The organism is Emergencia timonensis (assembly GCF_900086585.1).
In the GTDB taxonomy this organism is placed as follows: Bacteria; Bacillota; Clostridia; order Peptostreptococcales; family Anaerovoracaceae; genus Senimuribacter; species Senimuribacter timonensis.
On sequence record NZ_FLKM01000009.1, the window covers coordinates 63511 to 89786 of the forward strand.

Genomic DNA, 26276 nt, shown 5'->3' on the forward strand with positions numbered 1-26276 from the left:
TAGAGATATACGAAAAACGAGGCTGAATGGACCTGCTAAGTCATAGCAGGTCCATGTTTCGTATTTAAAACCGGTCGCTGTAGTTGAGCAGCCCCCGGATGAAGCCTCCCTGGGGCTTTTTCTTTTTCTGACTGCCGCAGACGGTATCGTAGTAGACGATGTTGGCATAAAAATCCTCTTCGGTGCTGTGGAGAATCGCGTAGGAACCGTTGCTGCCGTCTCTCGGGTTTGTCAGACTGCCGGGATTGATCAGATAGATGCCGCCAAAGTCCTCGCACATGGGTACGTGGGTGTGTCCGAAACAGACGGCGATACAGTCCTTCTCTTCGGCAAGATAGAGCAGATTGTTGTAATCATAACCGGCACCCTCCAGATGGCCGTGGGTGATGAGCAGTTTCCCGGCGGGAGTCTCCACGATTTCTCTGTCAGGACGAGAGGCGCCGTCGCAGTTTCCTTTTACACTGACTATGGGGATTCCCAGGGTATCTTCGAGGGTATGCGCGTCTCGCTGGTAGTCCCCGCAGTGAATAATCAAATCGATATGATTCAGTTTTCCATAAATCTCATAGACCTTGTCCAAAAGTCCGTGAGTGTCGCTCAGTAATAAAATTTTCATCAGCAGCCTCCATAAATATTTTATTAATTATAGCACAAATTAGGGGTTTTGTGTTAGAATTCAAGTATGGATAAGGGTACACACAGAGAAAAAATGAAAATAGAATTGGTGACCATGAACATGCGGCTTTCAGGCAGTCCGATGAACGAAGAAAATGCGGCTAAGATTGCAGGAGGAGAATACATCTTAGATGCCACCTTGGAGGAGCATCTGATGGTGACTCACTTGATGGATGTGCTTCCCCTGATGGAAGGTTTATTAGACCTGCAGGAAGAACTTTCGACACAGACTCTGGCGAAGTTTTATCAGAAAGTGTCCGGCGGGGAGGCGGCGGAATACAGGAAGAGCACGCCTGTATTATTTCACCTGAGTTACAATCCCGTATTGCCGCCAGAAATCGAGGGCGAACTGCAAAGGCTGTTCGCACGCCTTCACGACGGCAGGCTCACAGATCCCCTGGCACGGGCTGTTCATGTTCACAATCATCTGATCAGGATTTACCCTTACGACCAATACAGCGAAATCGTTGCCAGAACTGCAATGGAATATGAATTGCTGTACAGCGGACAGGCCATGTATCCTCTGACCTTGACGGAGAGTGAGTACAACGGCGCATTGGCAGAATTCCTAAAAAAGGGCACGGAGAAGGTCATTTATGAGAATCTAAGGCTGAATAAGCTGATGGCAGACAGTCAAAACGATTGTCAGACATAGGAGAACGAAAAAGAGAATTGGGCGCACTTGCCAATTCTCTTTTTACGATTTAAAATTATCCATTACTAATTTCCATTTTTCTTAGAAAGTACTTACGGCACCGTTATAGAGTTTAAGCGTTACAGCACCCTCGTCTTTTCCGATTGATTTAACTTTTGTTAGAACATCGTCTGCCTTTACGTCTACTTCCTGACAAAGATAATCGATGACGTGCTTGACGCCTTCGTGATTTAACTCTTTTCCATTTACTGTGCTGACTTCACCGTTTTTCAGTCCTAATTCTAAATATGTCGGACAATCTACATGAATTGATTTTTGCATTTTCTGATCTCCCTTTGAATAAATATTTGAACGTTAAAATAATTATACGACTTTGTATGCAAAAGTCAAGAGGGAATTCATAAAAATTTGAAAAAATTTATGATTATACTAAAAACAAATAATATGGTAAAAACTGCGTCTTTGTGGTAGTATAACATTAGAAAAGAGTTGTTGTGCGGTTTGACGATAGAGGTGTTTAGGTGAGAGAACGTTTTAAAAATGGATATGTGAAATTGGGCGTGACTGTCTTTGTTACAGGGGCGGCACTGATTGTGCTGTACGAGATGATTACCCATTTTGATGGATTAAGGGAAGATCTTGATAGAGTCAACACTATTTTATCTCCTTTTATTTTCGGCCTGGTTATGGCTTACTTGCTCTGCCCAGTATATAATGCGACAGTACGCCGCGTATACAAATTGACCGCCGTTCGTTGGAAAACGAAAAGAGGCGCTCTGAAATTTTCTCGCGTCATTGCGACTGTCATTTCACTGGTGGTTTTGATCGGCGTCGTAGGCGGACTTTTTGCCATGGTCTTGCCGGAGACAATCCGCAGTATTCTGGGGTTGGTTCAGGTCATGCCGGACAGACTGAACGATTTGATCAACTGGGCTGAGAATACCTTTACAGCCGAGAAATATCCTGAAGTGGCGGAGGCTTTTGAGAGTCTGGTTGCGCAGGCACGTGACAGCTTTGTCGAGTGGACGCAGAATGAGTTTTTGCCGAGACTGGGCGTCTATATGACCCAGATTTCGCAAGGCGTCATCGTCACACTGAAAACGCTGCTGAATATTTTGATTGGCATCATCATCTGTGTGTATGTCCTCAATAGCAAAGAACTGTTCAAAGCGCAGACGAAAAAGATCATATCAGCTACGATGAATAAGGAACGGTCCGATGCCGTTTTTGAATTTGCATACTTTACCAATAAAACTTTTGGCGGTTTTATCAACGGCAAGCTGATCGATTCGGCCATTATCGGCGTGCTCTGTTTTATCCTCATGAGCATTCTTAATCTGCCGTATACAATATTGGTCAGCACCATCATCGGGGTAACGAATATCATCCCGTTTTTCGGACCTTTTATCGGTGCCATTCCGTCAGCGATTATCATCTGTCTGGTCAGCCCTCTGCAAGCGGTCTATTTTTTAATCATGGTTCTCGTCTTGCAGCAGTTTGACGGAAATATCCTCGGTCCCAAAATTTTGGGCGGCACTACCGGTCTGGCAAGTTTTTGGGTCATGTTCGCCATCATCGTAGGCGGCGGACTCTTTGGGTTCCTGGGAATGGTTTTGGGCGTGCCGGTCTTCGCAGTTTTCTACTATTATACGAGGAAATTTATCACGAAAAAGCTGGTTAAGAAGAATTTACCGACGTCGACAACTGCGTATGAGGACTTTAATAAATATGACATAAATAGGAAGGATGTATTGTAGATGGAGAGGTTGCAAAACGTAGATATGAGAGAGTTTACATCTTTTAAAGCCGGGGGAAAGGCGAGAGAGATGGTGATTTTAGAAAGTGTGGAAGAGCTGCGTGAAATCATGGGGGAGATCCACAGACTGAAGAAAAAATATATTGTCCTTGGCAACGGCTCCAATACGCTGATCAAGGATTCAGGATTTGACGGCATAGTGGTTAAATTGGGGGAAGCTTTCAACAAAGTCACCGTTGAAGGAGAGCGATTGATTTGCGGTACTGGTGCACTGATGTCCGTAGTAGCAAAGGCAGCTTTGGCTGCTGACTTGACTGGTTTTGAATTTGCCAGCGGTATTCCCGGCAGCATCGGCGGCGCGATTTTCATGAATGCAGGCGCTTATGGCGGTGAGATGAAAGATATTGTAGAAAGCGTAACGCTGGTTAAAAATGATGGTTCAGAAACAATCAGCATCAATGCCGCAGATTTGGATCTTTCCTATAGACACAGCATTTTGGAAGATACTAGAGACGTGGCAGTAACGGTTACCTTAAAACTAAAGAAAGGAAACCACGAGGAGATTGCTGGCAGAATGGCAGAACTGACCAAACGCCGTAATGAAAAACAGCCGGTTCAGTATCCAAGTGCAGGCAGCTTCTTCAAAAGACCTGCTGGATATTTTGCCGGCAAGCTGATTCAGGACGCTGGACTCAAAGGCGCGACCGTAGGCGGCGCACAGGTTTCTGATCTCCACAGCGGTTTTATCATCAACAAAGGCGGCGCTACTGCAACAGATATCATAGATTTGATGCATTTGGTGCAGAATACTGTATATGATAAATTTGGGGTAAGATTGGAACCGGAGGTAAGAATTATTGGCGACGAAAGATAAGTACAAGATGACCTTTGATTATCACACCCATACGACCTTTTCTCATGGCAAAGGATCTATTGAGGACAACGTGAAGGCGGCCATCGCGGCAGGGCTTACGGGTCTCGCTATTACAGACCATGGTCCTGGTCATCTGACCTATGGTGTGAAACGCAGCGATTTTCCTGTGATGAGGACGGAGATTGACAGGCTGAAACCGCTTTATCCGCAGCTTTCCATTTATTTGGGTGTGGAAGCGAATATCATTTCATCAGGAAATTATCTCGATGTGACAAAAGCGGAGTTCGGTGACTTTGACTTTGTATTGGGAGGATATCACTATGGAATTCCTCACGGCTACTGTGTTGGAAACTGGCTGGACGCCCATCATCTGGCACCTGGCTTTTACGGTAAGAAGCTGCTGATAAAGAATACCTACATGACCATCAAAGCTCTTTACGAGAACGATCTGAAGATTTTGACCCATCCCGGCGACAAGGGACGTTTTGATATTGCGGCCATTGCTAAGGCCTGTGCAGAAACGGGAACTCTGATGGAAATCAGCACCTGGCACGCTCATCTGACGACAGAAGAAATCAAAATATCTGCTAAAACCGAGGCGGAGTTTATCGTCAGCAGTGACGCCCATACGCCGGATCGTGTCGGCAGTTTTATGGGCGGCGTCGATAGAGCACTTGAAGCGGGACTGGATGTATCCCGCATTGTAAACATTGAGGAGATTTAGTATCTATGGAAAAGATGAAGGTAGTGATTGTTACAGGACTTTCCGGCGCAGGGAAAACCAATGCTGCGGACTGGTTTGAGGATCAGGGCTATTACTGTGTTGACAATATGCCGCCGGCGCTGATCAGAAACTTCATAGATCTGACAGTGTACTCTAATAAAAAAATTAACAAAGCGGCTTTTGTGGTCGACGTGCGGGGCGGCGAGTTTTTTACGGATCTCAGTGAGTGTTTAGACTATCTGGAGAAAAGTGAGGCTATCGAGTGCAAGGTATTATTTATCGAAGCCTCTGACGAGACTTTGATTAAACGATATAATGAAACCAGGCGGAATCATCCTCTGTCTGAAGGCTCCACCACCAGGGAGGTCATTGAAGAGGAAAGGGACAAGCTGGCAGAACTGCGAAAACGAGCTCACTTTATCATAGACACTACCAATATGAAGGTAGCTGGATTCAAATTGGAAATGGAGAAGCTCTTTGTGGGCATGGAACAGGAAAGCGCTTTTGCTATCAACGTGACTTCGTTCGGATATAAAAATGGAATTCCCATGGAAACGGATTTAATCTTTGACATGAGATTTATTCCCAATCCCTATTACGTGCCCAGCCTGAAAAAGTTAACTGGAAATAATAAGAAAGTGTTTCAATATGTGATGAAATATGAAATTTCCCAGACTTTCGCTTCTCAGCTGAGGGTGATGATTAACACTATCGTACCTTGCTATGTAAAAGAAGGCAAATACCATTTAAATATTGCTTTCGGCTGTACCGGCGGACAGCATCGTTCTGTGACTATGGCCAATAAGATGGCTGAAGTTTTTGAAGAAGACGGCTATAGAGTCACCCTTGAACACCGCGATCTTTGATGGTATAATGAACGTGACGATCCTACGGCGTTGCCTTTTTGCCCCAAGCTGTGCTTGGCTAGGCAAAACGGACAGCGGAGGGAGCAAGGCGACCAAAGGAGTATTGCGGATAGCAATACGTTGCCGCAAGGATACGTTCATTGAATCATGTGCTGCGATTCTATTTTCAGAGGAATGCACATGGCATAATGTTTTTTATAGAGGTAAACGCGTAGAGGTGCGCAAGAAAAGGTCATAATTAATTCAGTTAAATAAAAGGAGAAGACCAATGGACAAATTAATCATCAGTGCTTGTATTTGCGGAGCGGAGGTTACAAAGGAACAGAATCCGAACGTTCCTTATACGGTAGAAGAAATCGTCAGAGAAGCAAAGTCAGCTTACGATGCTGGCGCAGCTTTGATTCATCTTCACGTAAGATGGGATGACGGTACGCCTACGCAGAGCAAGGAGAGATTCCAGGAATGCGTCGACGCAATCAGAAAAGAGTGCCCGGACGTTATTATCCAGCCTTCCACTGGCGGAGCGGTTGGAATGACAGATTTGGAGAGATTAGAATCGACAGACATCGTGCCAACTCCAGAGATGGCTACCCTTGACTGCGGTACTTGTAACTTCGGCGGAGACGAGATTTTCACAAATACAGACACTACAATTGAGAACTTTGCCAGAATCATGAAAGAAAAGGGCATCAAGCCTGAGTTAGAAGTATTTGACAAGGGCATGATTGATACAGCTTTGAAAGTAGCCGACAGAAAGGGTCTTTTAGTGCATCCGATGCACTTCGACTTTGTGTTGGGCGTACAGATGACTGCAACCATCAGAGACCTGGTATTCATGGCTGAATCCATTCCTGCCGGTTCCACCTGGACTGCAACTGGTCTCGGAAAGAACGCTTGGCACATCGCTGCTGCGACGATCAGCTTAGGCGGACATGTCAGAGTCGGTTTTGAAGACAACCTTTATATGGAAAAGGGCGTTCTGGCAGAAAGCAACGGCCAGATGGTAGCGAAGGCAGTTGAAATTGCAAAATTGCTGGGAAGAGAAATCGCAACGCCAGACGAAGCGAGAGAAATCCTCAGCCTGCCGCCAAGAAAATAATCATATACATAACATTTTAACCATAGAGCCGCCTGTGCAGAAGATATTCTGCACAGGCGGCTTTTTTTTGGCTTGCATTGGCTTTTCCGTCTCGCCGCGGATCAGCCCATTCACTGCAGGGCATCGGAGCTTGTAAGGATGTGCCATTTTTGTGTAACGAAGCGTGTTTGTTGCCGCACAGTTACGCAGAATCGGGTGAATCCGGCAAAACGATTATGCAGGCGAACAGAACAAGGCGGCATTTGCGTAACGGAAGCCAGGCTACGGCAGGACAGTTACGCAGAATCGGCTGAATCCGGCAAAACGGTTACGCAGGCGAACAGAACAAGGCGGCATTTGCATAACGGAGGCCAGGCTACGGCAGGACAGTTACGCAGAATCGGGTAAATCCGGCAAAACGGTTATGCAGGCGAACAGAACAAGGCGGCATTTGCGTAACGGAGGCCAGGCTACGGCAGGACAGTTACGCAGAATCGGGTGAATCCGGCAAAACGGTTACGCAAGCGAACGGAACAAGGCGGCATTTGCGTAACAGGAGCCAGGCTGCAGAGGGAGCAGCTCTGATGCGTTTGTCACAGCTTTTTCCAGGCTGCAATATTGACTTTTCTTCGGCGGCTCATTAAAATGGAAGAAGTAATTAGTTTTACAGAAAGGAGCCGTCTTATGGACTTAACAAATATGATTGAAAATACCTATGCTGAGGTGGTAGAAATCTACAGGCACTTGCACAGGCATCCTGAATTATCAGAACAGGAAATAGAGACTGCAAATTACATCTGCAGGACTTTGGATGCGCACAACATCCCTTACCAGAGAGATATCGCAGGTCATGGCATCGCCGCACTGATAGAGGGAAACGGATCCGGCTGTATCGGCATCCGCGCCGACATCGATGCCCTGGCAATTACTGAGACAACAGGAGTCCCTTATGCTTCTGTGAATCCTGGCGTGATGCACGCCTGCGGTCACGACATGCATATAGCCATTCTGCTGGGAACGGGAATGGTCTTAAATGAGATAAAAGATCAACTGACCGGCAGTGTCAAATTGATTTTCCAGCCGGCAGAAGAGACCACTGGCGGTGCGCATCAAATGATTGAGGCTGGCGTTTTGCAGCAGCCTGCTGTATCTGCCATGATCGGACTTCACGTTGATCCTGCCTTTGAAACAGGTTCGATTGTGTTGCGCAGAGGGGTGATGAATGCAGCAGTAAACGATTTTACAATGGAGATAAAGGGAAAGCAATGTCACGGTGCGCAGCCAGAAAGAGGTATTGACCCTATCGTTGTGGCTGCTGATATGATTATGACGTTACAGACCATAGCAACTCGCTTTACGGCGGCTACGAATCCAGTAGTAGTATCTATCGGCAGTATTCAAGGTGGAACAGGATGCAACATTATTCCGGGAGAGGTTATCATGCAGGGCACCCTCCGCGCTGTCAGCAATGAAACTCTCGATTCGATAAAGAATCGTGTTGAACAAATCGCAGCTGGTACAACTGCTACATATGGCGCTTCTGCACAGTTTGAATGGATGGAAACACCGTTCCCTCCGCTGATCAACGATGACGGGGTGATAGATATCGTCGAAAAGGCTGCTGATGATATTGGATTTGCCGTTCACCACATGCCAGAGACCAGCATGGGCGCCGACGATTTCGCCTTCTTCACGGAAGCCGTGCCGGGCGCATACTTTAATCTTGGCTGTGCACCAAAAGGGGCAACGCTGTCTCCGTTACATAACGGCAATTTCATCGGTGACGAGAAAGCGCTCTGTGCTGGCATGGAGATAGAACTCCAGACGGTGCTGGCACTGATGGAGAAAAACAGCAAAAGGATATGAATTTATAAGAGATAACCAACAAAAAGAATATATCGTAAGGCTTCATCGTTCACTTTTCTCCTTCCTCCGGTTGCTAATAATCCTTTTGTCTGGCCCGCTAAAGCTGGGGCAAAATGCTAAAGAAACCGGTATGTCTGCACTGCAGGGCGTTTTTAGTATGATTGACTTTTGTCGCCGCTCTCATTATAATGTAGACAGATTTGCACGATACATTTACAGAGAGAGGAAAACAAGATGTCATTTGCGACAGAGACAAAAAACGAGCTGGCCAGAATCGAGCCGGAAAAAAAGTGCTGCCAGCTGGCGGAAATTGCAGGTTTCTTGCGGGTGTCAGGCAGCTTGAGATTGGCAGGAGGCGGCAAGTTTAAAATCGTCATTACGACAGAAAATCCTGCCGTAGCCAGACATTATAAAAAGCTGATCAAGGAGTATTTTCAGGTGGATACGGAGCTGGAGATTGGGGAGGCTGCCGGGCCGAAGAAGGGCAGAGCCTATCTTTTGACCATAGACCCTAACATGAGAAGTGAACAGATTCTCAGAGAGACGGGGATTCTCCTCGTCAGAGAGGGCAACAACTATATCTCTGACGGTATTTACAGTGATTTGATTAAGACCAAATGCTGCCGAAAATCTTACCTCAGAGGTATCTTCATGGGGTCCGGCACCATCAGCGATCCAGAAAAAAGCTATCATCTGGAGATCGTCTGCAGCAGCAAGAACCTTGCTAATGATTTGAAAAAGATGATTAATTCTTTTGTGGACTTATCAGCTAAGATTGTGGAGCGAAAAAATCACTATATTGTATATATGAAGAGTTCCGAATATATCTGTGACACACTTGCGATCATGGGCGCTCACTCGCAGATGTTAGAATTTGAAAACGTCAAGATAAAAAAAGAACTGGTCAACGAGACGGTGCGCATAACCAACTGCGACAACACCAACACGGACAGAACCCTGGACGCTTCACAGCGGCAGCTCAAGAACATCAAAAAGATTCAGAAGACGAAGGGACTGGGATGCCTGCCGGAAAAACTGCGGGCGGTAGCGGAGCTGCGGCTGGAATATCCTGAGGCCAGCTTAGTGCAGCTGGCGGAGATGATGGATCCGCCGATGAAAAAGTCGGGGATCAACAACCGCTTTCGAAAAATTGAAGAAATCGCAGGGAAACTGTAAAAGGCCAGGCGTATAGATACTGATGCAGTGAAGGTAATCGTATGGACGCAGAAAAGAATAAGATGCAAGTTTATAAACCCTTAATCACCGTAATTTTTATGGTAATCATGATGTTTACCGCTATGGTATATTATCAGGCTGACCCACAGATTCCGCTGATGTTTGGCTGCCTGGCAGCTGGTCTTGTGGCAGTTTGGATGGGCTTTTCGTGGGAAAAGATATTGGAAGGCGCTTTGAAAGGCATCAGCCAATCGCTGGAAGCCATTTTGATTCTGCTGCTCATCGGGGTCCTGGTCGGCGTATGGATCGCCTGCGGCACGGTGCCGGCTATGATTTATTATGGATTGAAGATGATATCTGCCAGGTATTTTCTGCCTACTGCCATGACAATCTGTGTCATCGTAGCCTTCGCCATAGGCTCATGGGGAACCATAGGCACGGTAGGTCTGGCCTTTATGGGCATGGGTGCGGCGCTGCATATCTCGGCCCCTGTGGTGGCAGGCTGCATTGTATCGGGCTCTTATATGGGCGAGGTGATTTCTCCCCTGTCCGATGCGACAAATCTGACCGCAGCGGTAGTGGGCGAGAACGTCTTTCAGATTGTACGCAGGATGGCAAAACCAGCCGCCATCGCTTTTTGCATAACGATGGCCTGCTATTTTGTCATAGGCAGACAGTATACAGGCGGAGCAGAAACGCAGCTGGACAGTGATATCGGATCGCTGCTTGACAGTATCAAGGGACAATTTTCTATTTCACTCCTTGAACTGCTGCCGATGGCCTTGATGGCGGCCTGTATTTTGCTGAAGTTTCCCGCCATACCCTCCATGTTTGCAGGTATCCTGTGCGGTCTGTTTGAAGCCCTCTTTCTGCAGCAAATAGATATTGGAGAGGTATTAAACGTCAGTTACAACGGATTCCTCTGCCAAAGCGGAAATCCCCTGGTGGATGACCTGCTTTCGGCAGGGGGCATGAACGAAATGCTCTATTCTATTTCGATTATCGTCATTGCCATGGGATTCGGCGGCATCATGCAGCACACCAAGCAGATTGAAACCCTGCTCACGCCACTGATCAACAGAATCAAATCAAAGGGAAGCCTGGGATTGGTGACAGTGCTGTCCTGTGTCTGTATGAATGTGATTTTGCCCGATCAATACCTGGGGATTTCGCTGCCGGGTCAGATGTATGAAAAGACATATGCAGACAGGAATATCGACCGATCCGATCTGGCGGTGACGCTGCTGGGCGGAGGGGCAGTGACTTCCCCCTTGATACCATGGAATACTTGCGGCATCTACGTGATGACGATTCTGAGTGTTCCGGCGGTTTCTTACGGACCCTTTGCTTTTTACAGCATCATTCTGCCTTTGACTGTGGTTGTTTTGGGCTATATCAAGAAGAGGCGCTAACATTTCGGAACTTTATAGGAACAAAAGCACGGTGCGGCAATTTGCTGCACCGTGTTTATCTTTTTTGATGTTATCTCTGTCCTTCTTTATAGGGGAATAGATTCTGAATTCCATCGTAAGAGGCGGGGTCTGTTGCATATTCAAGAAACTTCATACAGGCTCTGGTTCTGTAGTTTTCTTTTCTGACGATGATTCCGATTTCCCGTCTGCCCATTTTTTCGTCCAGTGGAATACAGCAGATCTTGGGGTTGTCGTATTTTTTATAGATGTAATAGGGGCAGAGGACAATCCCGATATCGTTGGCTACCATGTCCATGATGAAATCCCACTGTGTGCTGGAAAGCACGACGTTGGGTTTGACACCCATCAGCTTCATATCGTTTCTTACCTGTCCTGAATATTCGTGACCGTCATTGAACAAGATCAGATTTCGATTGTTAAGGGCACTGTACTGGAGTTCCTTTAGCTGGGCGACTTCGTTTTCCCTGCTGGCAACGATTACGATTTCGCTGGCCGCGATTTTGAAGATTTCGAAGTTGTCCGTATCCTCCGGGTTCTTAATATGGTATAGATCGATAAAAGCAAGATCCAGATTCTTCTTGAGGATCTCCTCTTTGAGCATATTCGTTTCTTTTTCCATGATCGAAACTGTGATCTGCGGGTATTTTTCTTTGAAGGTCGGCAGCAGATGCGAGAACAGAGCAGGACCGCCCATGATGGAAAGGCCGACATTGAGATGGCCCTTATCAACACCGGCGTCAAGATAAGTCGTATTGATCAAAACGTCGTAACTTTCCAGGAAGTTGACCGTTTTCTCGTAAAAGGACTGCCCGGCATCTGTGAGCTTTTGCTTTCTTTGATAGGTATAGAAAAACTTAAATCCCATTTCATCTTCGATGCTTTTGATCGCTTTACTTAGCGCCGGCTGTGAAACGAACAGCTGTTGTGATGCCAAAGAGTAGCTTCCGCAATCAGCAACTTGTACGAAATATTGTAATTGTCTGATGTCCATATTGTTTTCCCCTATTTTGCTCCAATGTTTGGTAAAGTAACTTGTATATCAATTATATTCTGCTTTCAGTGAAAAATCAATTTGCTAGGCACTGGTAAAATTGTGCAAAAAAATAATAGCAATCTATGAAAAAAAGTTATACGCAGATATTCGATTTGGTGATTTGATTGTCAAGGGAAATGCTGATAACTTTATAATAAGAGCAAAGTAATCATATGATCAGGGAGGTGCAATAGAGATGAACGGCTTAAAAAAACCAAAAATAGAGCTCATCTTTCAGGTGGCAGTTGTGACAGATGATCTGGAGAAACTGCTGGCAGGCTGGAAGGAGATTTTTGACTTCGACGAAGAAAGCATTGTAATCAAAACTACGGAGGAAGCCTACCAGTTTGATCAATGGGACGGGTTCAACTACAATGAAAAACATTGCCGCTTTTTCAACAAGTTCTGTAGATTCAGCTTGGGAGGGATAGATTTTGAAATCATTGAACCCATGGACAAAGAAGCGCGGTCTCCGTTTTCTGATTTTCTCTTTGAAAACGGCGGAAGCGGCATCCATCACATTGGGGTAAAGGTAGATGATATGCCTGCCCTTGAGCGAAAGATGAAAGCGATGGGCGTGCCTGTTCTCAATCACGCTGTGATGGGGCAGGTTTTGGCTGATGGAACCAGGAAAAGTTGCACTTTCTACGACTTGCGAAAGCAGCTAGGACTGATACTGGAATGCGGCAGCCTGGTGGTCGGACCTATGGCAGCTGCCCCTGGATTTAGAGATGAAGGGTTTAAAAGAAATGAGGAGAAACCTGCCATCGATCTGCTGTTCCAGGTCTGTGTATGCGTGGAGGATCTGAAGCAGACGCTGGCAAGCTGGAAGGACATCTTTGACTTTGACGAAAGTACCATCGTAATAAAATCGACGAAGAAAGCCTTTGAGGAGGACGGCTGGGACGGACTCAATTACAATGAAAAGAAATGCGGCTTTTTCCACCGGTATACGCGCTTTGCCATAGGGGGTCTCGACCTGGAGGTCATCGAACCGATGGATAAGGACGCGGGGAATCCCTATGCGGATTTTCTCCTGGCACACGGAAACGGCATTCATCATTTTGGCGTAAAGGTAGGAAATATGGCGGCGTTGAAGCAGAAGATGAAGGAGATGGGAATTCCAAGGCTGAATTATGCTGAAATGGAGCCGGTACTTGCGGACGGAAGCAGAAAAGGCTGCACGTTTTATGACCTCAGAGAGCAGCTTGGCGTCATTCTTGAATGTGGAAGCGTTGTCGTAGGACCGCTGGCGAGTGACCCCAGAGCCGGGAATCCGCCGGATTTTGCAGCGGATTAGCCGTACCGTATAGCTTAAAGTAATATTCCTCTAAAAACTTTCGTTATTTTACTTGCCCTTTTTTAAGTGGTAGTATGATGACAGAAGCAAGTTACAAGAGAATCCATAGCAAGGACGAGGTTTTACATGGAAAAAACAAAAGTAGAAATTGTATTTCAAGTCGGCTGTGTCGTAAACAGTGTGGATCAGGTGCTTGAAAATCTGAGGACTTATTTTGAACTTGAAGAGGAGACCATCGTCATCAAGTCATCAAAAGAGAGGGCAGAACAGGGCGTCCGTGTCGAAAACACATATAATGGCAGGCCTACAGACTTTCACATTAAAACAGCGCGCCTCAATTTTGGGGGCATCGACTTAGAATATGTGGAGCCGCTGAACAAAGATGGCGGAGACCCTTATTCAGATTGGCTGAAGGAGCATGGTCCCGGCATTCATCATATCAATATGAAGCTTGCAGATCGGAGTATCATCGACAGGATCATGGCAGAGAAGAACATTCCGATTCATATCCTCAGCAAAACAGGCGGCCTGGAATTGGAAACCTATGACTTCAGGCAGATGTTCGGATTTATTGCCGAACTGGGAGATATGGTAGTAGGTCCTATGAAAGATACTTATTACAATGGAGAGAAGGAGAAATGATTATGCAGAGATTAAAAGACATGGTAGCAATTATCACCGGAGGCGCTGGCGGAATGGGCCACGTTGCAGCCAAGACTTTTACAGAAGAGGGTGCATGTGTCGTCCTCGCAGATAGAGACGCGGACAAATTACAGGCTGTGGTCGAGGAGGTCAGCGCTGGCGGAGCCAAGGTGATCGGAGTGGCGGCTGACCTTACGAGCCAGGCGGACCGCGAAAAGATCTTTGAAGAAGCCGTAAAGGCGTTTGGGAAGGTGGATATTCTCATCAACAATGCCGGATGGGGATGCAAACTGCCTTTCCTGGAGACAGATGAAGCCTCCTTTGACAGATCCATCGAACTGAACGTCAAAGCAACGTACTATATGACCCAGCTTGCCTGCAAGCAGATGATCAAGCAGGGAACCGGCGGTAAAATCGTCAGCACCTCTTCAACTGCGGCGCTGCAAGGAGAAAGAAACGGTTCGATCTATGCAGGATCAAAGTCTGCAATCATCGCCATGTCAAAGGCAATCGCCCTTGAGGTTGGTGAATATGGCATCAATGTAAACGTCGTCTGCCCCGGGTTTACCCGTACAGACAATAACAGCCACATCCCATCAGCGATTGACGATAATTTCCTTGGAATCACGCCGACCAAAAGAATCAATGTGGCGCAGGACATCGTAAACGGATATTTGTTCCTGGTATCTGAGGAGGCAAGGCAGATAACTGCCCAGGTACTTCCGATTGACGGCGGTTTCTCGGGTACCCGTGCGATGCAGGCTGCGCAGAATGCTTCGATGATGGTCAAGTAGTCTGAGGAGGAGAGAACATGTCTAAAATAAAATTCGGCGTTTGTGAATTTGGATTCCCCTGCTGGGGTCCTTCTGCAATCAGGATGGCCTATGAAGCGGGCTTTGAAGGAATTCAGCTGGCAGATTGCGGTGGAACCGACAAATCCTATCCGCTGACAAATAAATGGATTCAAGAAGATTATCTCAACGCTTCGCAAAAATATGGGATCACCCTTCAGTCCATTCATCTTTACACTTTGGTGCGTCAGGGTTATATCAGAAGCAGCCTGCGCTCACAAGAAGGAAAGATTGCCATGGAAAGCATAAAGAAGGGGATTATCGCAGCCTCTGAAATGAACATTCCCACCGTGATGATTGAAGGAATGCGCATGTATGGAGCGGCGCAGCACCAGCATGTTTATGAGATGTATCAATATGCTGTCCAGGTGGCAGAAGAATATGGCGTGACGATTGCAATGGAGACGGATATCACGCTACAGCAGCAGATTGATTTTGCAGATCAATTTGACGGCAGATTGAAGTATTGTTTTGATACACACAATCCGGTCATGTATGGAACAGGCTATCCGCCGGATATGATTCGCGCACTGGGGAAAGAGAGAATCGATCATTTTCACATGAAGGAATCGTTAGCAGACGAAGAAGGGTTTATTACAAAAGAAACCGCGCCGATCGTCCTTTTGGGGGAAGGCAGCACCTATTTTGACGAATCGGTACAAGCCATAAAAGAGATCGGATATGAAGGATGGATTATTTCTGAGACCTTCTATGAACGCCCGCGCTTTAATGCAGATGGAGAGGACTATGTGTCTTCGGCAAGGAAAGATGTCGAAAAGCTGAGAGCGGCATTTGCAGAGTATAATAAGTAAATAGCAATGATGTGAGGAGCTGCTGTGCTGGTGAGCGCAGCAGTTCTTTTGAAATAACAGATGAGGTGAACTATGAAAGGTAAAATGGTATATTTTTCGGGAGAGAAGAAGTTTGGCATAACGGAGCACGAGCTTCCTGAGGCCAGCGAGGGCGCAGTGCTGGTTAAAATTATCTGCACCAATATTTGCGGTTCAGACGTTAAGAATTGGAAGGGCGCGTCCTCGGTTGGTCTAAGTGACAAGCCGACCTGCCAAGGTCATGAATTCATCGGTGAAATTTATCAGCTGGGAGAAGGCGTGACGACAGATAGTATGGGATCTTCCGTACATGTAGGAGACAGAGTCGTAGCGCCTTACTACATCACCTGCAAGAACTGCCCGATGTGCAAGATCGGACGCTACGATCTGTGTGAAAACGCCTATATCCACTTAGGGTCAAGCCCTGACCAGTGGCCGTATTTTGGCGGTACTTTTGCTTCACACTATTACATTTACCCGGAACAGGAGTTTTACAAAGTCCCCGACGACGTGCCGAATGAATTGGCAGTAGGCGCTAATTGTGCTTTTTCACAGGTTTATTACGGACTGGACAGGGCATCTCTTGTCAGCGGAGAGACCCTTCTGATTCAAGGGGCTGGCGGACTGGGACTTTATGCTTCAGCCATTGCCAAAGAAAAAGGAGCGAAAGTCATCATCATAGATACGGTGTCCGAGAGACTAGAAACTGCGAAAAAGTTCGGCGCTGACTATGTGATCAATGCATCTGAAACGACCCTTGAAGAACGTGAAGCTCTTGTCAAGGAATATACGGAAGGAAAAGGACCAGAGGCTGCCCTGGAGGTTACAGGCTTTGCAGGCGCCTTTGAGGAAGGAATTCATCATCTGGCGATCATGGGCAGGTACATCGTGATCGGAATTAACTCGACAGGCGTCAGCGCCGAAATCTCACCGGGATATATTACAAGAAAAGCCATTACGGTTTACGGTGTATGCAGATACCTTCCTGAATATCTATATAAATCCCTGCTGTTTCTCGACAAATATCAGGATAAATATCCATTTAAAGATTTCTCGGACAGAAGCTTCCGCCTGGAAGAAATCGGTGAAGCCCTTCAGCTTTCAGCGGACAGAAAGATTACGCGGGCGATCATCAGACCGTGATCGATAGAAGTGACGTATAATTCATGGGAATAAAACAGTATAAATTTTGTGTATTTGAAAAAGAAAGGTTTGGCGAGTAACATATTATTACGAGAGAGATCGTTCGTAATATAGTTAGATCGAGAAACGGAGGAATAAATATGGCAGATTTAGCTTTGCTGCTTGAATTTTATGAGAACTTAGTAAAGAGCCGCAGATTTGACGAGCTTTTGTGGGATGCCTATGTCAATGGCAAACCCTTAGGAATGACGCATCTGGGAATAGGAGAAGAGGCCGTGGGAACTGCAACCATGAAGGTGTTTCGTGAGACCGATATCGTGTGCCCCCATCACCGTTCCCACGCACATATCCTGATGCGCGGCTGTGATATCAAGGCGATGCTTTCGGAGACGTTGCTGAAAGCAACTGGAACCTGTAAGGGGAAAGCGGGAGAAGCCCACTTTGTTGATGCAGCAAAGAACCTGTACATCCTGGGAGGAACATTGGGACCTTGCTATACAGTTCCTGTAGGTTTTGCCTACGATTTCAAACAAGAAGGGAAGGGGAATATCGCCGTCGCTTATTCCGGGGACGGTTCCACCTGTGAAGGGGCATTCTACGAGGGCGTCAACATGGCAGCGGCATTCAAGCTGCCAGTACTATTCATCATTCAGAACAACTTCTTCGCCATTTCGGAAGACTTCAGAAAGATGACGGGACTCAACAGGCTGAGCACCCGCGCCCAGGGCTTTGGCATCCCAGGAGTTACAGTGGAAAATGGCAATGACGTGGAAGAAGTATATGAAGCCACGAAAAAAGCGGCGGAATATGTCAGGGCAGGCAATGGACCGATGATTTTAGAAATCATGACTTGGAGGAAGATGGGACACGGCCCCAATGAATCCGGTACGAAGTATAAAGATCCTGAAGAGCAGAAGGCATGGCTTGCGAATGATCCCATCAAGCTGTTAACTGCAAAATTAAAAGAACAGTATCATGTGACTGATGAACAGTTGAAAGCGATTGATGACAGAGTTGAAACGTTATTGCAGGATGCCTGGGAATATGCGGAGAATGCGCCATACAGTGAACCTGAAGTCGCAATGCAGCATATCTATGCCGGATGCTAGGATAAGGAGGGCTAGGAGAATGGAAACAAAGAAGATGACATATATGCAGGCAATCAGGCTTGCCTTGGATGAAGAGATGGCGCGGGATGAAAAGGTCATCATGATGGGGCAGGACATCGGCATCTTAGGAGGCGCCTATGGAGTTACCGGCGATCTGTATCATAAATACGGACCGGATCGTGTGATCGACGCGCCCTTATCTGAGAATGCCATCGTAGGCTTTGGCATCGGTGCGGCGATGAGAGGCTGGAGGCCGATCATCGATATTATGAAGATGGATTTCAGCATGTGCGCTCTCGACCCTATCGTAAACCACCTTGCAAAATACAGATACATGTCGGGCGGGCAGATCTCCTGTATGCCAGCCGTCGTCAGGACTGTTATCGGAGGAGGCACCAGGTCAGGCCCTCATCACAGCCAGTCGGTTTACAGCCTGTACGCAGGATTTCCGGGACTGAAAGTAGTCTGCGCCTCGACTCCGGAGGATGCAAAGGGACTGCTCAAGGCGGCGCTGCGCGACGACGATCCCGTATTCTTCTGCGAGGAAGCCGGGGCTTACCGAATGAAGGCAGAGGTGCCGCTGGATCCAGACTTTGTCGTTCCCATCGGAAAGAGCAAAGTGGTATGTGAGGGTGATGATCTCACCGTGGTCGGTTTTGGTACGGCAATTTTGAAAGCGACAAAAGCAGCAGAACAGCTCAGAGAAGAAGGCATCAACATGGAACTGATCGACCTCAGAAGCCTGAGACCCCTTGACCTGGGTCCGGTGGCGGCATCGGTTAGAAAGACCGGAAAACTCTTGCTTGTCGATGAATTCACAGAGACCTATGGCATCACCGGAGAGATCACATTCCAAGTATCAGAGACATGCTTTGAAGACTTAAAGATGCCTGTTCAGAGGTGCACGCTGCCAGATACGATTATCCCTGCCGCCCCGACCCTGGAAGATTGGGTGATGCTGTCGCCGGAGAAAATCGCCGTAAGGGTAAAAGAGATGATAAACGCATAATGAAAAATAAGGAGGAATAGAAAATGGCAAAAGTGATCAATATGCCGAAAATGGGTGAAGCCATGGAGGAAGGACAGATTGTCTCCTGGATGTACGAAGAAGGACAGACTGTAGAAAAGGGAGAACCGCTATTCGAGATTATGACGGACAAGTCGACCATGGAATTTCCGTGTCCGGAATCGGGGACGCTCTTAAAGATTTTGGCAGAATGCAATGAGGATTATGACTGCGGCACCCCAATCTGCATTATCGGCTCTGCAGGCGAAGATATTTCTAATTTGATATAGGTATCAAGCGGAGAGGAGCAGACCATGAAACAGATTGCAAATACAGTCAAATACAGCGGCATGCGAAAGGCCGTCGGCAAGAAAATGGAAGTCAGCGGCAACTACCCGATGTCTTACCAGGGGAGCTATGTAGATGTGACGGATCTCTTGGACTTCCGAAAAAAAGTGAACGCTGAAAAGAATGTAAATCTGACGGTGAACGATTACATCATCAAAGCGGTCAGTCTTTCTCTGCAGAGAGTTCCCATCATGAATTCAGCTTTCAGTGAAGACATGAAGCAGATTGAGATTTATGAGTCCTGCAACATCAGCGTTATGACGGCATCAGAGAAGGGACTTGTGGCTCCAGTCATTAAAGATTCTCAGAATAAGACAATCTTTGAAATTTCATCTGAAATGAAAGAATTGGTTTCCAAGGCGAATGCGGGTACGTTAACCCCCGACGATTATGCTGACGGTACTTTTGGCGTAACCAACATCGGAAAATTAAACTCTTTTGATTCCGTTCCACTTCCACTTCCGCCGGAACCTGCCATCATGACAGCATGTACGGCAAAGAAAATGCCTGTCGTCATGGACGACGACACCATCGCCGTACGTATGATGATGAAGCTGGTTATCGGAGGAGACCACCGTATTCTCGACGGTGTGCCCCTTGCACAGTTTATCAACAGTATGAAAGAATTGCTGGAAGCGCCGGAAGTATTGATAAAAGAATAGCTTAAATCAAATCCCAAAGAGCAAAGACGCTTTTTGGGATTTTGTGTTAGTTCTCTTTATATAATTCATAGGCCAGAGATACAAAGCTTTCAACAGCCGGGTTTTCTTTATTTTTCGGTGTTAAAATGTAGATGTTGAAGTGAAACCCTTGCTGCAGTTCAGGTATGACTTTCAGATGGCCTTTGGACAACTCGTCTTTGATCAATGGTGCGGGAAGGATGGCGATCCCGCTGCCGTTACACGCAAATTCTTTGATGATCATTAAATTTCCCACATTCTTAAGCGCAGAAAAAGATTCGTCGAAATGGATACCCATATTGCCCAGCATGGTCGTAACAAGAGAGATACTCATGGTGCAGAACAGAGTGTTTGAGGATAGAGTGCTTTTTAAGCCGCGTTTCAGAACCGGGTGTTCCGGCGAGGCAACAAACAGCAGCGGCAGTCTGCACAGAAAATTGCAATTGACTTCCGCAGAGTGAAATTCAGGTTCACAGATGAGGCACACATCGCAATTGCCCTGCGTGATCTTCTCTAGTGAAACATCTGTTGTCATCTTAGAATATTCGATATCTACATCAGGAAATTTTGCGATATAGTCCTTTATCAGCTCGTTAAAAACGATAAAATCGCTGGATTCACTTGCACCGATACGAAGGGTATCCTTGGGGCTTGAAAGCTTGTTCATCGCCTCATCATAGGTATGCAGCATTTTTGCAGCATATGCAAGAAAGTGCATCCCCTTATCGGTAAACGTGATACCGTGCTGCACGCGTTGATACAACTTGGTGCCAAGTTCACTCTCCAGGGATTTCAGCTGATCGTAGATTGTGGACTTTGAATAACCCAGAAGCACGGCAGTTTGAGAGATGTTGCCATTTTTTGCTAAGGTGACATAGGTGCGAAGATAGCTGATATTCATAGAAGCTCCTTTCCTGCGTATTAACGTGATTCAGCAAGTTCGGATTGCACGAAAACAGGCTAACATTTTCAAAAATCTGAACCTTTCATTTTTATTGTATACTAAATGATACATGAAAACAAGCGCGCTTTAGATATATGTTGTAAAACAGAAAGGTAGTATGATATGAAAAAGAAGTACACGGTTATGGACGGAAATACGGCGGCGGCCCATGTGGCATATGCGTTTACAGAGGTGGCGGCAATTTATCCGATTACACCTTCCTCCCCAATGGCCGAGAAGGTGGACGAATGGGCGGCAAAGGGAAGAGAAAACTTATTCGGCTCTCCAGTTGATGTCATCCAGATGCAATCGGAAGCGGGGGCGGCAGGCACCTGTCACGGTTCCTTACAGGCAGGGGCGTTGACCACAACCTTCACATCGTCACAGGGGCTGATGCTGATGATTCCGGCGATGTATGCCATGGGGGGACAGTTTCTTCCCAACGTCATGCATATCGCCTCTCGTGTGGTGACTTCCAATCACCACTCCATCTTTGGAGATCATACGGATTTTATGACCTGCAGAACGACTGGCTATGCAATGCTCATGTCGTCCTCGCCACAGGAAGCGATGGATCTTGGCGCGGTGGCACATTTGTCAGCAATCAGCTCCAAATACGCATTCATGCATTGTTTTGATGGATTCAGAACGTCACATGAGATGCAGCGGATAGAAGAACTGGATTATGAAGATCTGAGAAAGCTTGTGGACTATGAGGCTCTCAAGCAGTTTCGAAAAGCATCGTTGAATCCGGAGCACCCGACCAACCGCGGCAATAATGTGAACCCCGATATCTATTTTCAGTGTAAGGAAGGGGCAAATATAAAGAGCGAAGTGGTTCCCGAAAAGGTGCAGCTTTACATGGACGAAATGAACAAATTAACAGGGAAAGATTATAAGCTGTTTAATTACTATGGAGCAGATGATGCAGAAGAGGTCATCGTTGTGATGTGCTCTGCCTCCGAAACTGTGAAAGAAACTGTAAAATACCTTAATAGCATGGGAAGGAAAGTAGGGGTTGTTCAAATCCATCTCTATAGACCATTTTCGGTAAAGCATTTTGCAGAGGCAATTCCAAGAACCTGTAAGAATATTGCAGTTTTGGATCGCTCCAAGGAAACTGGTTCGGTAGGGGAGCCTGTCTACCTGGATGTTGTAACGGCGTTGAATCAGGTTGGAAGAAGTGATATTAAGGTTGTTGGCGGAAGATACGGACTTTCTTCAAAAGACACTACGCCGGGACAGATTGTTGCAGTATTCGATAACTTAAGAGAAAAGACACCTAAAAATAATTTTACCATCGGTATTTTGGACGATGTTACAAATACGTCCCTCAAATATAAGGAGATTGAATTTGCGCATAAAGGGCGGGTTTCCTGTAAACTATGGGGTCTGGGCGGCGACGGCACGGTGGGGGCAAATAAGAATGCGATCAGTATCATCGGGCTTGCGGCAGATAAATATGTACAGGCGTATTTTTCCTATGACACGATGAAATCCGGCGGATTGACACAGTCCCACCTGCGCTTTGGCGACGAAAAGATCGAATCGACTTACCTGGTCTCATCTACGGACTTTGTCGGCGTCCATGAGCCGACCTATATCCACAAGTATGACACGACTACGGATTTAAAGGAGAAGGGGATTTTCCTGTTAAACTGTCCTTGGTCTGCCGAGGAGCTGGACGCGCGTCTTCCAGGGAAAGTGAAGCGCGACCTGGCGAATAAAGAGGCGCAGGTTTATATCATCGATGCGGCAAAGGCAGCGTCAGACATTGGACTTGGAAAAAGAACCAACAATATTCTTCAGGCAGCGTTCTTTGCCCTGACAAAAATCATTCCGATGGAAGTTGCAATAGAAGAAATGAAAAAGAACAACTACGATTCCTACTTTAAGAAAGCGGGGCAGAAAATTGTAGATCTAAACGACCAGGCAGTTGATATAGGCGTTCATGCGGCGGTCAAGGTGGAAATCCCTGACAGCTGGAAAAATGCAAAAGATGAAGAAGCTTCTGAAATCACAGCAACGGACTTTGTAAGGGAGATCGTTTTTCCTATGGATCGCCAGCAAGGGGATAAGCTGCCAGTGTCTGTATTTAAAAAACATGGCGTACTTGACGGCACTTGGGAAAACGGGACGTCGGCATACGCAAAAAGGGGTGTGGCCAAGAGTGTTCCAAAGTGGAACGGCGAAGCATGCATCCAGTGCAACCGCTGTGCAGCAAGCTGTCCCCATGCAGCGATTCGTCCTGTCCTGTTGACAGAGGCGGAGAGAAAAAACGCTCCAGAAACCTTTGCAATGATACCTGCAAAAGGTCTTGGAGGTCACAGCAATGCGTATTTTTATCGTATGCAGGTATCCCCTTATGATTGCCTGGGCTGCGAAGTCTGCATTTCAGTATGTCCGGTAAAAGAAAAGGGAGCCCTGGTCATGACTTCTTTTGAGGAGATGAAACAGGAACAGAAAAATTTTGATAATATTGCCATGAACGACAATTATTTAAAAAAGGATGTAATCAGCGACAAAAATATGAAGCTGCTGCAATTTGCAAAACCATATTTTCAGTTCTCTGCTGCATGTGCGGGATGTGCAGAGACGACATATATCAAGCTGCTGAGTCAGCTATTTGGAGACCGCCTGTATGTTGGAAATGCGGCAGGCTGTTCCTCGGCAATCAGCGGCGGTGCGCCGATTTTGCCATACTGCCGTGACAACCATGGTTATGGACCTGCATGGGAACATTCCCTCTTTGAAGATAATGCGGAATTCGCTTATGGGTTCTTCCATGCCCAGGATGTGATTCGAAAGGAACTCCTGCTGCGTCTGACAAAGATGAAAGACGACGGAATTGCAGTGCAAGAAATCGACGACTATTTGAAAAATTGGAATGAAAGTGCAAAATCACGGCAGGTTTCAGATGCGCTGCTCGCTAAATTAGAGGGAAGTGAAAAAACGGAGGATGTCATAAACATCTTGGAGAATCGAGAATATCTAGCAAAAAAATCCGTCTGGGCAGTCGGCGGAGACGGCTGGGCATATGATATCGGCTTTGGCGGGATTGATCATGTCATGGCGCAGAACAGAGATGTAAATCTGATGGTCCTCGATACAGAAGTTTACTCAAACACAGGCGGACAGTCTTCGAAGGCAACGCCGATCTCCGCAATCGCCAAGTTTGCGGCGGGCGGAAAACAGGTAGCAAAGAAAGACCTCGGGGCGATTCTTATGAATTACGGCTATGTCTATGTGGCTCAGGTCGCATTGGGATATGATCAAAATCAGACATTAAAGGCGCTGCGAGAGGCGGAAAGCTATCCGGGACCATCCATTGTCATCTGCTATTGCCCTTGCCTAGAACAGCATATCAAAGCAGGGATGGGATGCACCCAGGAAGAGATGAAAAAGGCGGTGGAGTGCGGATATTGGCATTTATATAGATATGATCCACGCCTTATTGAGGAAAATAAGAATCCGTTTCAGTTGGATTCTCCTGCGCCTGATACGGGAAAATTGATCGACTTCTTAATGGGCGAAAACCGATTTGCCTCATTGAAAACAAACTTTCCAGAACGGGCAGATGCACTATATGAAAAAGAGCTTGAAGATGTAAAGGCTCGTTATAGAAGATATCAAAAAATGGCAGATGAACGATAGAAAGTTGAGGGAAAATGAAAAAACAAGATTATCTATATCTTGCGGGCTATATGACTCTGTTTGCAGTTCTCGGATATCTGGTCGCCTCCAATCGATTGATTGCGTGTAACGCAGAGCATCCTTATCTATCGGGGATCGTCCAGTTCGCCGTATTAGCTACGGCAGGAGAGATGCTGACGACAAGAGTGACTGACGGCCGCTGGGAATTTAACGGCTTTGTGGTGTACAAGATGTTTCTATGGGGTGCCAGCGGGCTGCTTTTTACCATCGTGTTCAGCGTTTTCAGCAACGGCGTTCTCTGCGCAATGGAAAATAAAATGCTTCCCCTTTACCAAAATCCATGGGCGACAGCACTGTTTACCAGCTTTTTCCTGAATCTGATCTTTTCACCGATTCACACGATTATGATGAGGCTCTTGAGCAATTATGGTGAAGCGCGCTTTGTCCATGGAAATAGAATGGGATTCTATGAAACGATCAACTCGGTGGGATGGAGTGAATTGCTGGACTTCTTGTTTAGAAAGACTTTACCTTTCTTCTGGTTTCCGGTAAATACGGTGGGCTTCATGCTGCCTGTGGTGCTCAGGATTCCGTTTGCTGCGATGCTGTCATTTGTCTTTGGAATCCTAATGATGATCCTTCGCCTGAGAGAACGGAAACAAATAGAAACCATCGCGTCATAAAGAAAAAAGCAAGAATGGCAAAAGGTCATTTCTTGCTTTTTTCTTTTTGGGTGATTTTCTTGGGATTAAGAAACTCGTAAGCAAGGTCGATAAAATTCCTGACCGGGGCGGAAATTGCAGTATGCGAAAGGGGCGTGAGGATGAATATTTTTGAGGCGAAATAATGATTCAGTTCGGGAATTTTTTTCAGTTTTCCCGAATCGAGATCCTCGCCAACTAAAGTCTCTGGCAGTATGGCAATGCCCTGCCCACTACACGCTAAATCTTTGATTGTGTATAGATCGCCGATGTTTCTGGTGGCAGAGAAAAAATCGCTATAGCACAGGCCTGCAGTTTTAAGAAGGTCATCGATGACAGGAAGGGCCATGGTGCTGAGCAGCGTGTTGAACGGACGTGCAGCCTTTAGGCCGTGTATCACAGATGGATGTTTAGGCGAGGCGACAAAGACCAGGGGCAAATCACATAAATAGCTGCATTTTGCTTTGGAAGTCGTAAAGCTCGGCTCACAGATCACACTGAGGTCGCAGCGTTCCAGGGTTAACTTTTCTATTGAGATATCCGTCGTCGATTTTGTATATTCCACATCAACATTAGGATATTTTTTGATGTATCTGTTGATTAACGATTTCATGATAAGAAAATCACCAGTTTCGCTGGCGCTCAATCTTAAAGACTGCTTTGTTACATCGAATTCTTCCATGGCTTCATCATAGGTATTTAAAATACTTTCTGCATACGGGAGAAACTGCCTGCCCTTTTCTGTGAGCAGTATTCCATAGGTGGTACGTTCGTATAACTTTACATTCAGTTCATTTTCAAGCGCTTTCAAATGGTCGTGCACTGCAGACAGGGAGTAGTTCGTCAGAGCGGCAGCTTTGGAGATGCTGCCATTCTTAGCAACTATTACAAAGGATTTTAGATGTTTAATGTTCATAGTTTCAGGTCCTCCTT

The 26276-nt window shown here is 46.4% G+C and carries 25 protein-coding genes; 20 read left to right on the forward strand and 5 right to left on the reverse strand.

The features are described from left to right. Nucleotides 1-64: 64 nt before the first annotated feature. On the reverse strand, nt 65-616 hold the full coding sequence (locus tag BN6539_RS11235; RefSeq protein WP_067538394.1) for a metallophosphoesterase family protein: 552 nt from the start codon (nt 614-616) through the stop codon (nt 65-67). Nucleotides 617-709: 93 nt separating this feature from the next. Between BN6539_RS11235 and BN6539_RS11240 the strand changes: the two genes are divergently transcribed. Next, nucleotides 710-1330 (forward strand): Fic family protein, encoded by a 621-nt coding sequence (locus BN6539_RS11240; protein ID WP_187375491.1) that lies wholly within the window; start codon nt 710-712, stop codon nt 1328-1330. A gap of 81 nt (nt 1331-1411) precedes the next feature. Here the strand turns inward: BN6539_RS11240 and BN6539_RS11245 are convergent, their stop codons facing one another. Next, on the reverse strand, nt 1412-1651 hold the full coding sequence (locus BN6539_RS11245; RefSeq protein WP_067538398.1) for a hypothetical protein: 240 nt from the start codon (nt 1649-1651) through the stop codon (nt 1412-1414). 200 nt (nt 1652-1851) lie between these two features. On the opposite strand from BN6539_RS11245, the gene BN6539_RS22355 reads away from it, so the two are divergent. The 8 genes from BN6539_RS22355 to BN6539_RS11285 all read left to right on the forward strand — a co-directional run bounded on the left by BN6539_RS22355 (nt 1852) and on the right by BN6539_RS11285 (nt 11082). After that, entirely contained in the window at nt 1852-3087 is a 1236-nt protein-coding gene (locus BN6539_RS22355) for an AI-2E family transporter (protein WP_067538399.1), read from the forward strand. After that, a complete protein-coding gene (gene murB / locus BN6539_RS22360) occupies nt 3088-3960 on the forward strand; it encodes a UDP-N-acetylmuramate dehydrogenase (protein WP_067538400.1) in 873 nt (290 codons plus the stop codon). It abuts the gene before it with no gap. After that, nucleotides 3944-4684: a PHP domain-containing protein gene (locus BN6539_RS11260; protein WP_082907480.1), complete on the forward strand. Its 741-nt coding sequence runs from the start codon at nt 3944-3946 to the stop codon at nt 4682-4684. Before murB ends, BN6539_RS11260 begins: the two co-directional genes overlap by 17 nt. Before the next feature lie 5 nt (nt 4685-4689). After that, complete coding sequence (gene rapZ / locus BN6539_RS11265; protein WP_227142518.1) at nt 4690-5550, forward strand: RNase adapter RapZ; 861 nt, start codon at nt 4690-4692, stop codon at nt 5548-5550. Nucleotides 5551-5818: 268 nt separating this feature from the next. Continuing rightward, nucleotides 5819-6649 carry a 3-keto-5-aminohexanoate cleavage enzyme gene (gene kce, locus BN6539_RS11270; RefSeq protein WP_067538401.1) on the forward strand — a complete coding sequence of 277 codons (831 nt, stop codon included), beginning with the start codon at nt 5819-5821 and terminating at the stop codon, nt 6647-6649. A 663-nt stretch (nt 6650-7312) separates the two neighbouring features. Then, nucleotides 7313-8494 carry a M20 metallopeptidase family protein gene (locus BN6539_RS11275; protein ID WP_067538402.1) on the forward strand — a complete coding sequence of 394 codons (1182 nt, stop codon included), beginning with the start codon at nt 7313-7315 and terminating at the stop codon, nt 8492-8494. Nucleotides 8495-8728: 234 nt separating this feature from the next. After that, the gene (gene whiA, locus BN6539_RS11280; RefSeq protein ID WP_067538405.1) at nt 8729-9670 is read left to right on the forward strand and encodes a DNA-binding protein WhiA; all 942 of its coding nucleotides are present in this window, start codon (nt 8729-8731) and stop codon (nt 9668-9670) included. A 41-nt stretch (nt 9671-9711) separates the two neighbouring features. Further along, entirely contained in the window at nt 9712-11082 is a 1371-nt protein-coding gene (locus BN6539_RS11285) for a Na+/H+ antiporter NhaC family protein (RefSeq protein ID WP_082907482.1), read from the forward strand. Between the two features lie 70 nt (nt 11083-11152). Here BN6539_RS11285 and BN6539_RS11290 read toward each other — a convergent pair whose 3' ends face one another. After that, nucleotides 11153-12094 (reverse strand): LysR family transcriptional regulator, encoded by a 942-nt coding sequence (locus tag BN6539_RS11290; RefSeq protein WP_067538406.1) that lies wholly within the window; start codon nt 12092-12094, stop codon nt 11153-11155. 238 nt (nt 12095-12332) lie between these two features. Here BN6539_RS11290 and BN6539_RS11295 point away from each other — a divergent pair, with 238 nt between their 5' ends. The 9 genes from BN6539_RS11295 to BN6539_RS11335 all read left to right on the forward strand — a co-directional run bounded on the left by BN6539_RS11295 (nt 12333) and on the right by BN6539_RS11335 (nt 20027). Beyond that, nucleotides 12333-13436: a VOC family protein gene (locus BN6539_RS11295; RefSeq protein ID WP_067538407.1), complete on the forward strand. Its 1104-nt coding sequence runs from the start codon at nt 12333-12335 to the stop codon at nt 13434-13436. 126 nt (nt 13437-13562) lie between these two features. Further along, complete coding sequence (locus BN6539_RS11300) at nt 13563-14078, forward strand: VOC family protein (RefSeq protein WP_067538409.1); 516 nt, start codon at nt 13563-13565, stop codon at nt 14076-14078. A 2-nt stretch (nt 14079-14080) separates the two neighbouring features. Further along, a complete protein-coding gene (locus tag BN6539_RS11305; protein ID WP_067538411.1) occupies nt 14081-14872 on the forward strand; it encodes an SDR family NAD(P)-dependent oxidoreductase in 792 nt (263 codons plus the stop codon). A gap of 17 nt (nt 14873-14889) precedes the next feature. After that, entirely contained in the window at nt 14890-15741 is an 852-nt protein-coding gene (locus BN6539_RS11310) for a sugar phosphate isomerase/epimerase family protein (protein WP_067538412.1), read from the forward strand. A 72-nt stretch (nt 15742-15813) separates the two neighbouring features. Next, complete coding sequence (locus tag BN6539_RS11315) at nt 15814-16902, forward strand: zinc-binding dehydrogenase (RefSeq protein WP_082907484.1); 1089 nt, start codon at nt 15814-15816, stop codon at nt 16900-16902. Nucleotides 16903-17042: 140 nt separating this feature from the next. Next, nucleotides 17043-18011: a thiamine pyrophosphate-dependent dehydrogenase E1 component subunit alpha gene (locus tag BN6539_RS11320; RefSeq protein ID WP_067538413.1), complete on the forward strand. Its 969-nt coding sequence runs from the start codon at nt 17043-17045 to the stop codon at nt 18009-18011. A gap of 19 nt (nt 18012-18030) precedes the next feature. Then, the gene (locus BN6539_RS11325; protein ID WP_067538414.1) at nt 18031-19020 is read left to right on the forward strand and encodes an alpha-ketoacid dehydrogenase subunit beta; all 990 of its coding nucleotides are present in this window, start codon (nt 18031-18033) and stop codon (nt 19018-19020) included. 23 nt (nt 19021-19043) lie between these two features. Next, on the forward strand, nt 19044-19307 hold the full coding sequence (locus BN6539_RS11330) for a biotin/lipoyl-containing protein (protein ID WP_067538417.1): 264 nt from the start codon (nt 19044-19046) through the stop codon (nt 19305-19307). Nucleotides 19308-19331: 24 nt separating this feature from the next. Beyond that, nucleotides 19332-20027 carry a 2-oxo acid dehydrogenase subunit E2 gene (locus tag BN6539_RS11335; RefSeq protein ID WP_067538418.1) on the forward strand — a complete coding sequence of 232 codons (696 nt, stop codon included), beginning with the start codon at nt 19332-19334 and terminating at the stop codon, nt 20025-20027. A gap of 46 nt (nt 20028-20073) precedes the next feature. Here BN6539_RS11335 and BN6539_RS11340 read toward each other — a convergent pair whose 3' ends face one another. Next, nucleotides 20074-20946: a LysR family transcriptional regulator gene (locus BN6539_RS11340; protein ID WP_067538419.1), complete on the reverse strand. Its 873-nt coding sequence runs from the start codon at nt 20944-20946 to the stop codon at nt 20074-20076. Between the two features lie 165 nt (nt 20947-21111). Here BN6539_RS11340 and nifJ point away from each other — a divergent pair, with 165 nt between their 5' ends. Beyond that, complete coding sequence (nifJ, locus tag BN6539_RS11345; protein ID WP_067538420.1) at nt 21112-24642, forward strand: pyruvate:ferredoxin (flavodoxin) oxidoreductase; 3531 nt, start codon at nt 21112-21114, stop codon at nt 24640-24642. A 14-nt stretch (nt 24643-24656) separates the two neighbouring features. Continuing rightward, entirely contained in the window at nt 24657-25325 is a 669-nt protein-coding gene (locus tag BN6539_RS11350; RefSeq protein ID WP_067538423.1) for a hypothetical protein, read from the forward strand. Between the two features lie 25 nt (nt 25326-25350). Here the strand turns inward: BN6539_RS11350 and BN6539_RS11355 are convergent, their stop codons facing one another. After that, the gene (locus tag BN6539_RS11355) at nt 25351-26259 is read right to left on the reverse strand and encodes a LysR family transcriptional regulator (RefSeq protein WP_067538424.1); all 909 of its coding nucleotides are present in this window, start codon (nt 26257-26259) and stop codon (nt 25351-25353) included. Nucleotides 26260-26276: the final 17 nt, after the last annotated feature.

Coding starts and splice junctions, on each gene's coding strand:
- BN6539_RS11315 (WP_082907484.1), top strand. CDS start 15,814: ATGAAAGGTAAAATGGTATATTTTTCGGGAGAGAAGAAGTTTGGCATA.
- BN6539_RS11340 (WP_067538419.1), bottom strand. CDS start 20,946: ATGAATATCAGCTATCTTCGCACCTATGTCACCTTAGCAAAAAATGGC.
- BN6539_RS11290 (WP_067538406.1), bottom strand. CDS start 12,094: ATGGACATCAGACAATTACAATATTTCGTACAAGTTGCTGATTGCGGA.
- BN6539_RS11335 (WP_067538418.1), top strand. CDS start 19,332: ATGAAACAGATTGCAAATACAGTCAAATACAGCGGCATGCGAAAGGCC.
- murB (WP_067538400.1), top strand. CDS start 3,088: ATGGAGAGGTTGCAAAACGTAGATATGAGAGAGTTTACATCTTTTAAA.
- BN6539_RS11275 (WP_067538402.1), top strand. CDS start 7,313: ATGGACTTAACAAATATGATTGAAAATACCTATGCTGAGGTGGTAGAA.
- kce (WP_067538401.1), top strand. CDS start 5,819: ATGGACAAATTAATCATCAGTGCTTGTATTTGCGGAGCGGAGGTTACA.
- whiA (WP_067538405.1), top strand. CDS start 8,729: ATGTCATTTGCGACAGAGACAAAAAACGAGCTGGCCAGAATCGAGCCG.
- BN6539_RS11320 (WP_067538413.1), top strand. CDS start 17,043: ATGGCAGATTTAGCTTTGCTGCTTGAATTTTATGAGAACTTAGTAAAG.
- BN6539_RS11295 (WP_067538407.1), top strand. CDS start 12,333: ATGAACGGCTTAAAAAAACCAAAAATAGAGCTCATCTTTCAGGTGGCA.
- BN6539_RS11285 (WP_082907482.1), top strand. CDS start 9,712: ATGGACGCAGAAAAGAATAAGATGCAAGTTTATAAACCCTTAATCACC.
- BN6539_RS11245 (WP_067538398.1), bottom strand. CDS start 1,651: ATGCAAAAATCAATTCATGTAGATTGTCCGACATATTTAGAATTAGGA.
- BN6539_RS11355 (WP_067538424.1), bottom strand. CDS start 26,259: ATGAACATTAAACATCTAAAATCCTTTGTAATAGTTGCTAAGAATGGC.
- rapZ (WP_227142518.1), top strand. CDS start 4,690: ATGGAAAAGATGAAGGTAGTGATTGTTACAGGACTTTCCGGCGCAGGG.
- BN6539_RS11300 (WP_067538409.1), top strand. CDS start 13,563: ATGGAAAAAACAAAAGTAGAAATTGTATTTCAAGTCGGCTGTGTCGTA.
- nifJ (WP_067538420.1), top strand. CDS start 21,112: ATGAAAAAGAAGTACACGGTTATGGACGGAAATACGGCGGCGGCCCAT.
- BN6539_RS11350 (WP_067538423.1), top strand. CDS start 24,657: ATGAAAAAACAAGATTATCTATATCTTGCGGGCTATATGACTCTGTTT.
- BN6539_RS11235 (WP_067538394.1), bottom strand. CDS start 616: ATGAAAATTTTATTACTGAGCGACACTCACGGACTTTTGGACAAGGTC.
- BN6539_RS11325 (WP_067538414.1), top strand. CDS start 18,031: ATGGAAACAAAGAAGATGACATATATGCAGGCAATCAGGCTTGCCTTG.
- BN6539_RS11240 (WP_187375491.1), top strand. CDS start 710: ATGAAAATAGAATTGGTGACCATGAACATGCGGCTTTCAGGCAGTCCG.
- BN6539_RS11305 (WP_067538411.1), top strand. CDS start 14,081: ATGCAGAGATTAAAAGACATGGTAGCAATTATCACCGGAGGCGCTGGC.
- BN6539_RS11330 (WP_067538417.1), top strand. CDS start 19,044: ATGGCAAAAGTGATCAATATGCCGAAAATGGGTGAAGCCATGGAGGAA.
- BN6539_RS11310 (WP_067538412.1), top strand. CDS start 14,890: ATGTCTAAAATAAAATTCGGCGTTTGTGAATTTGGATTCCCCTGCTGG.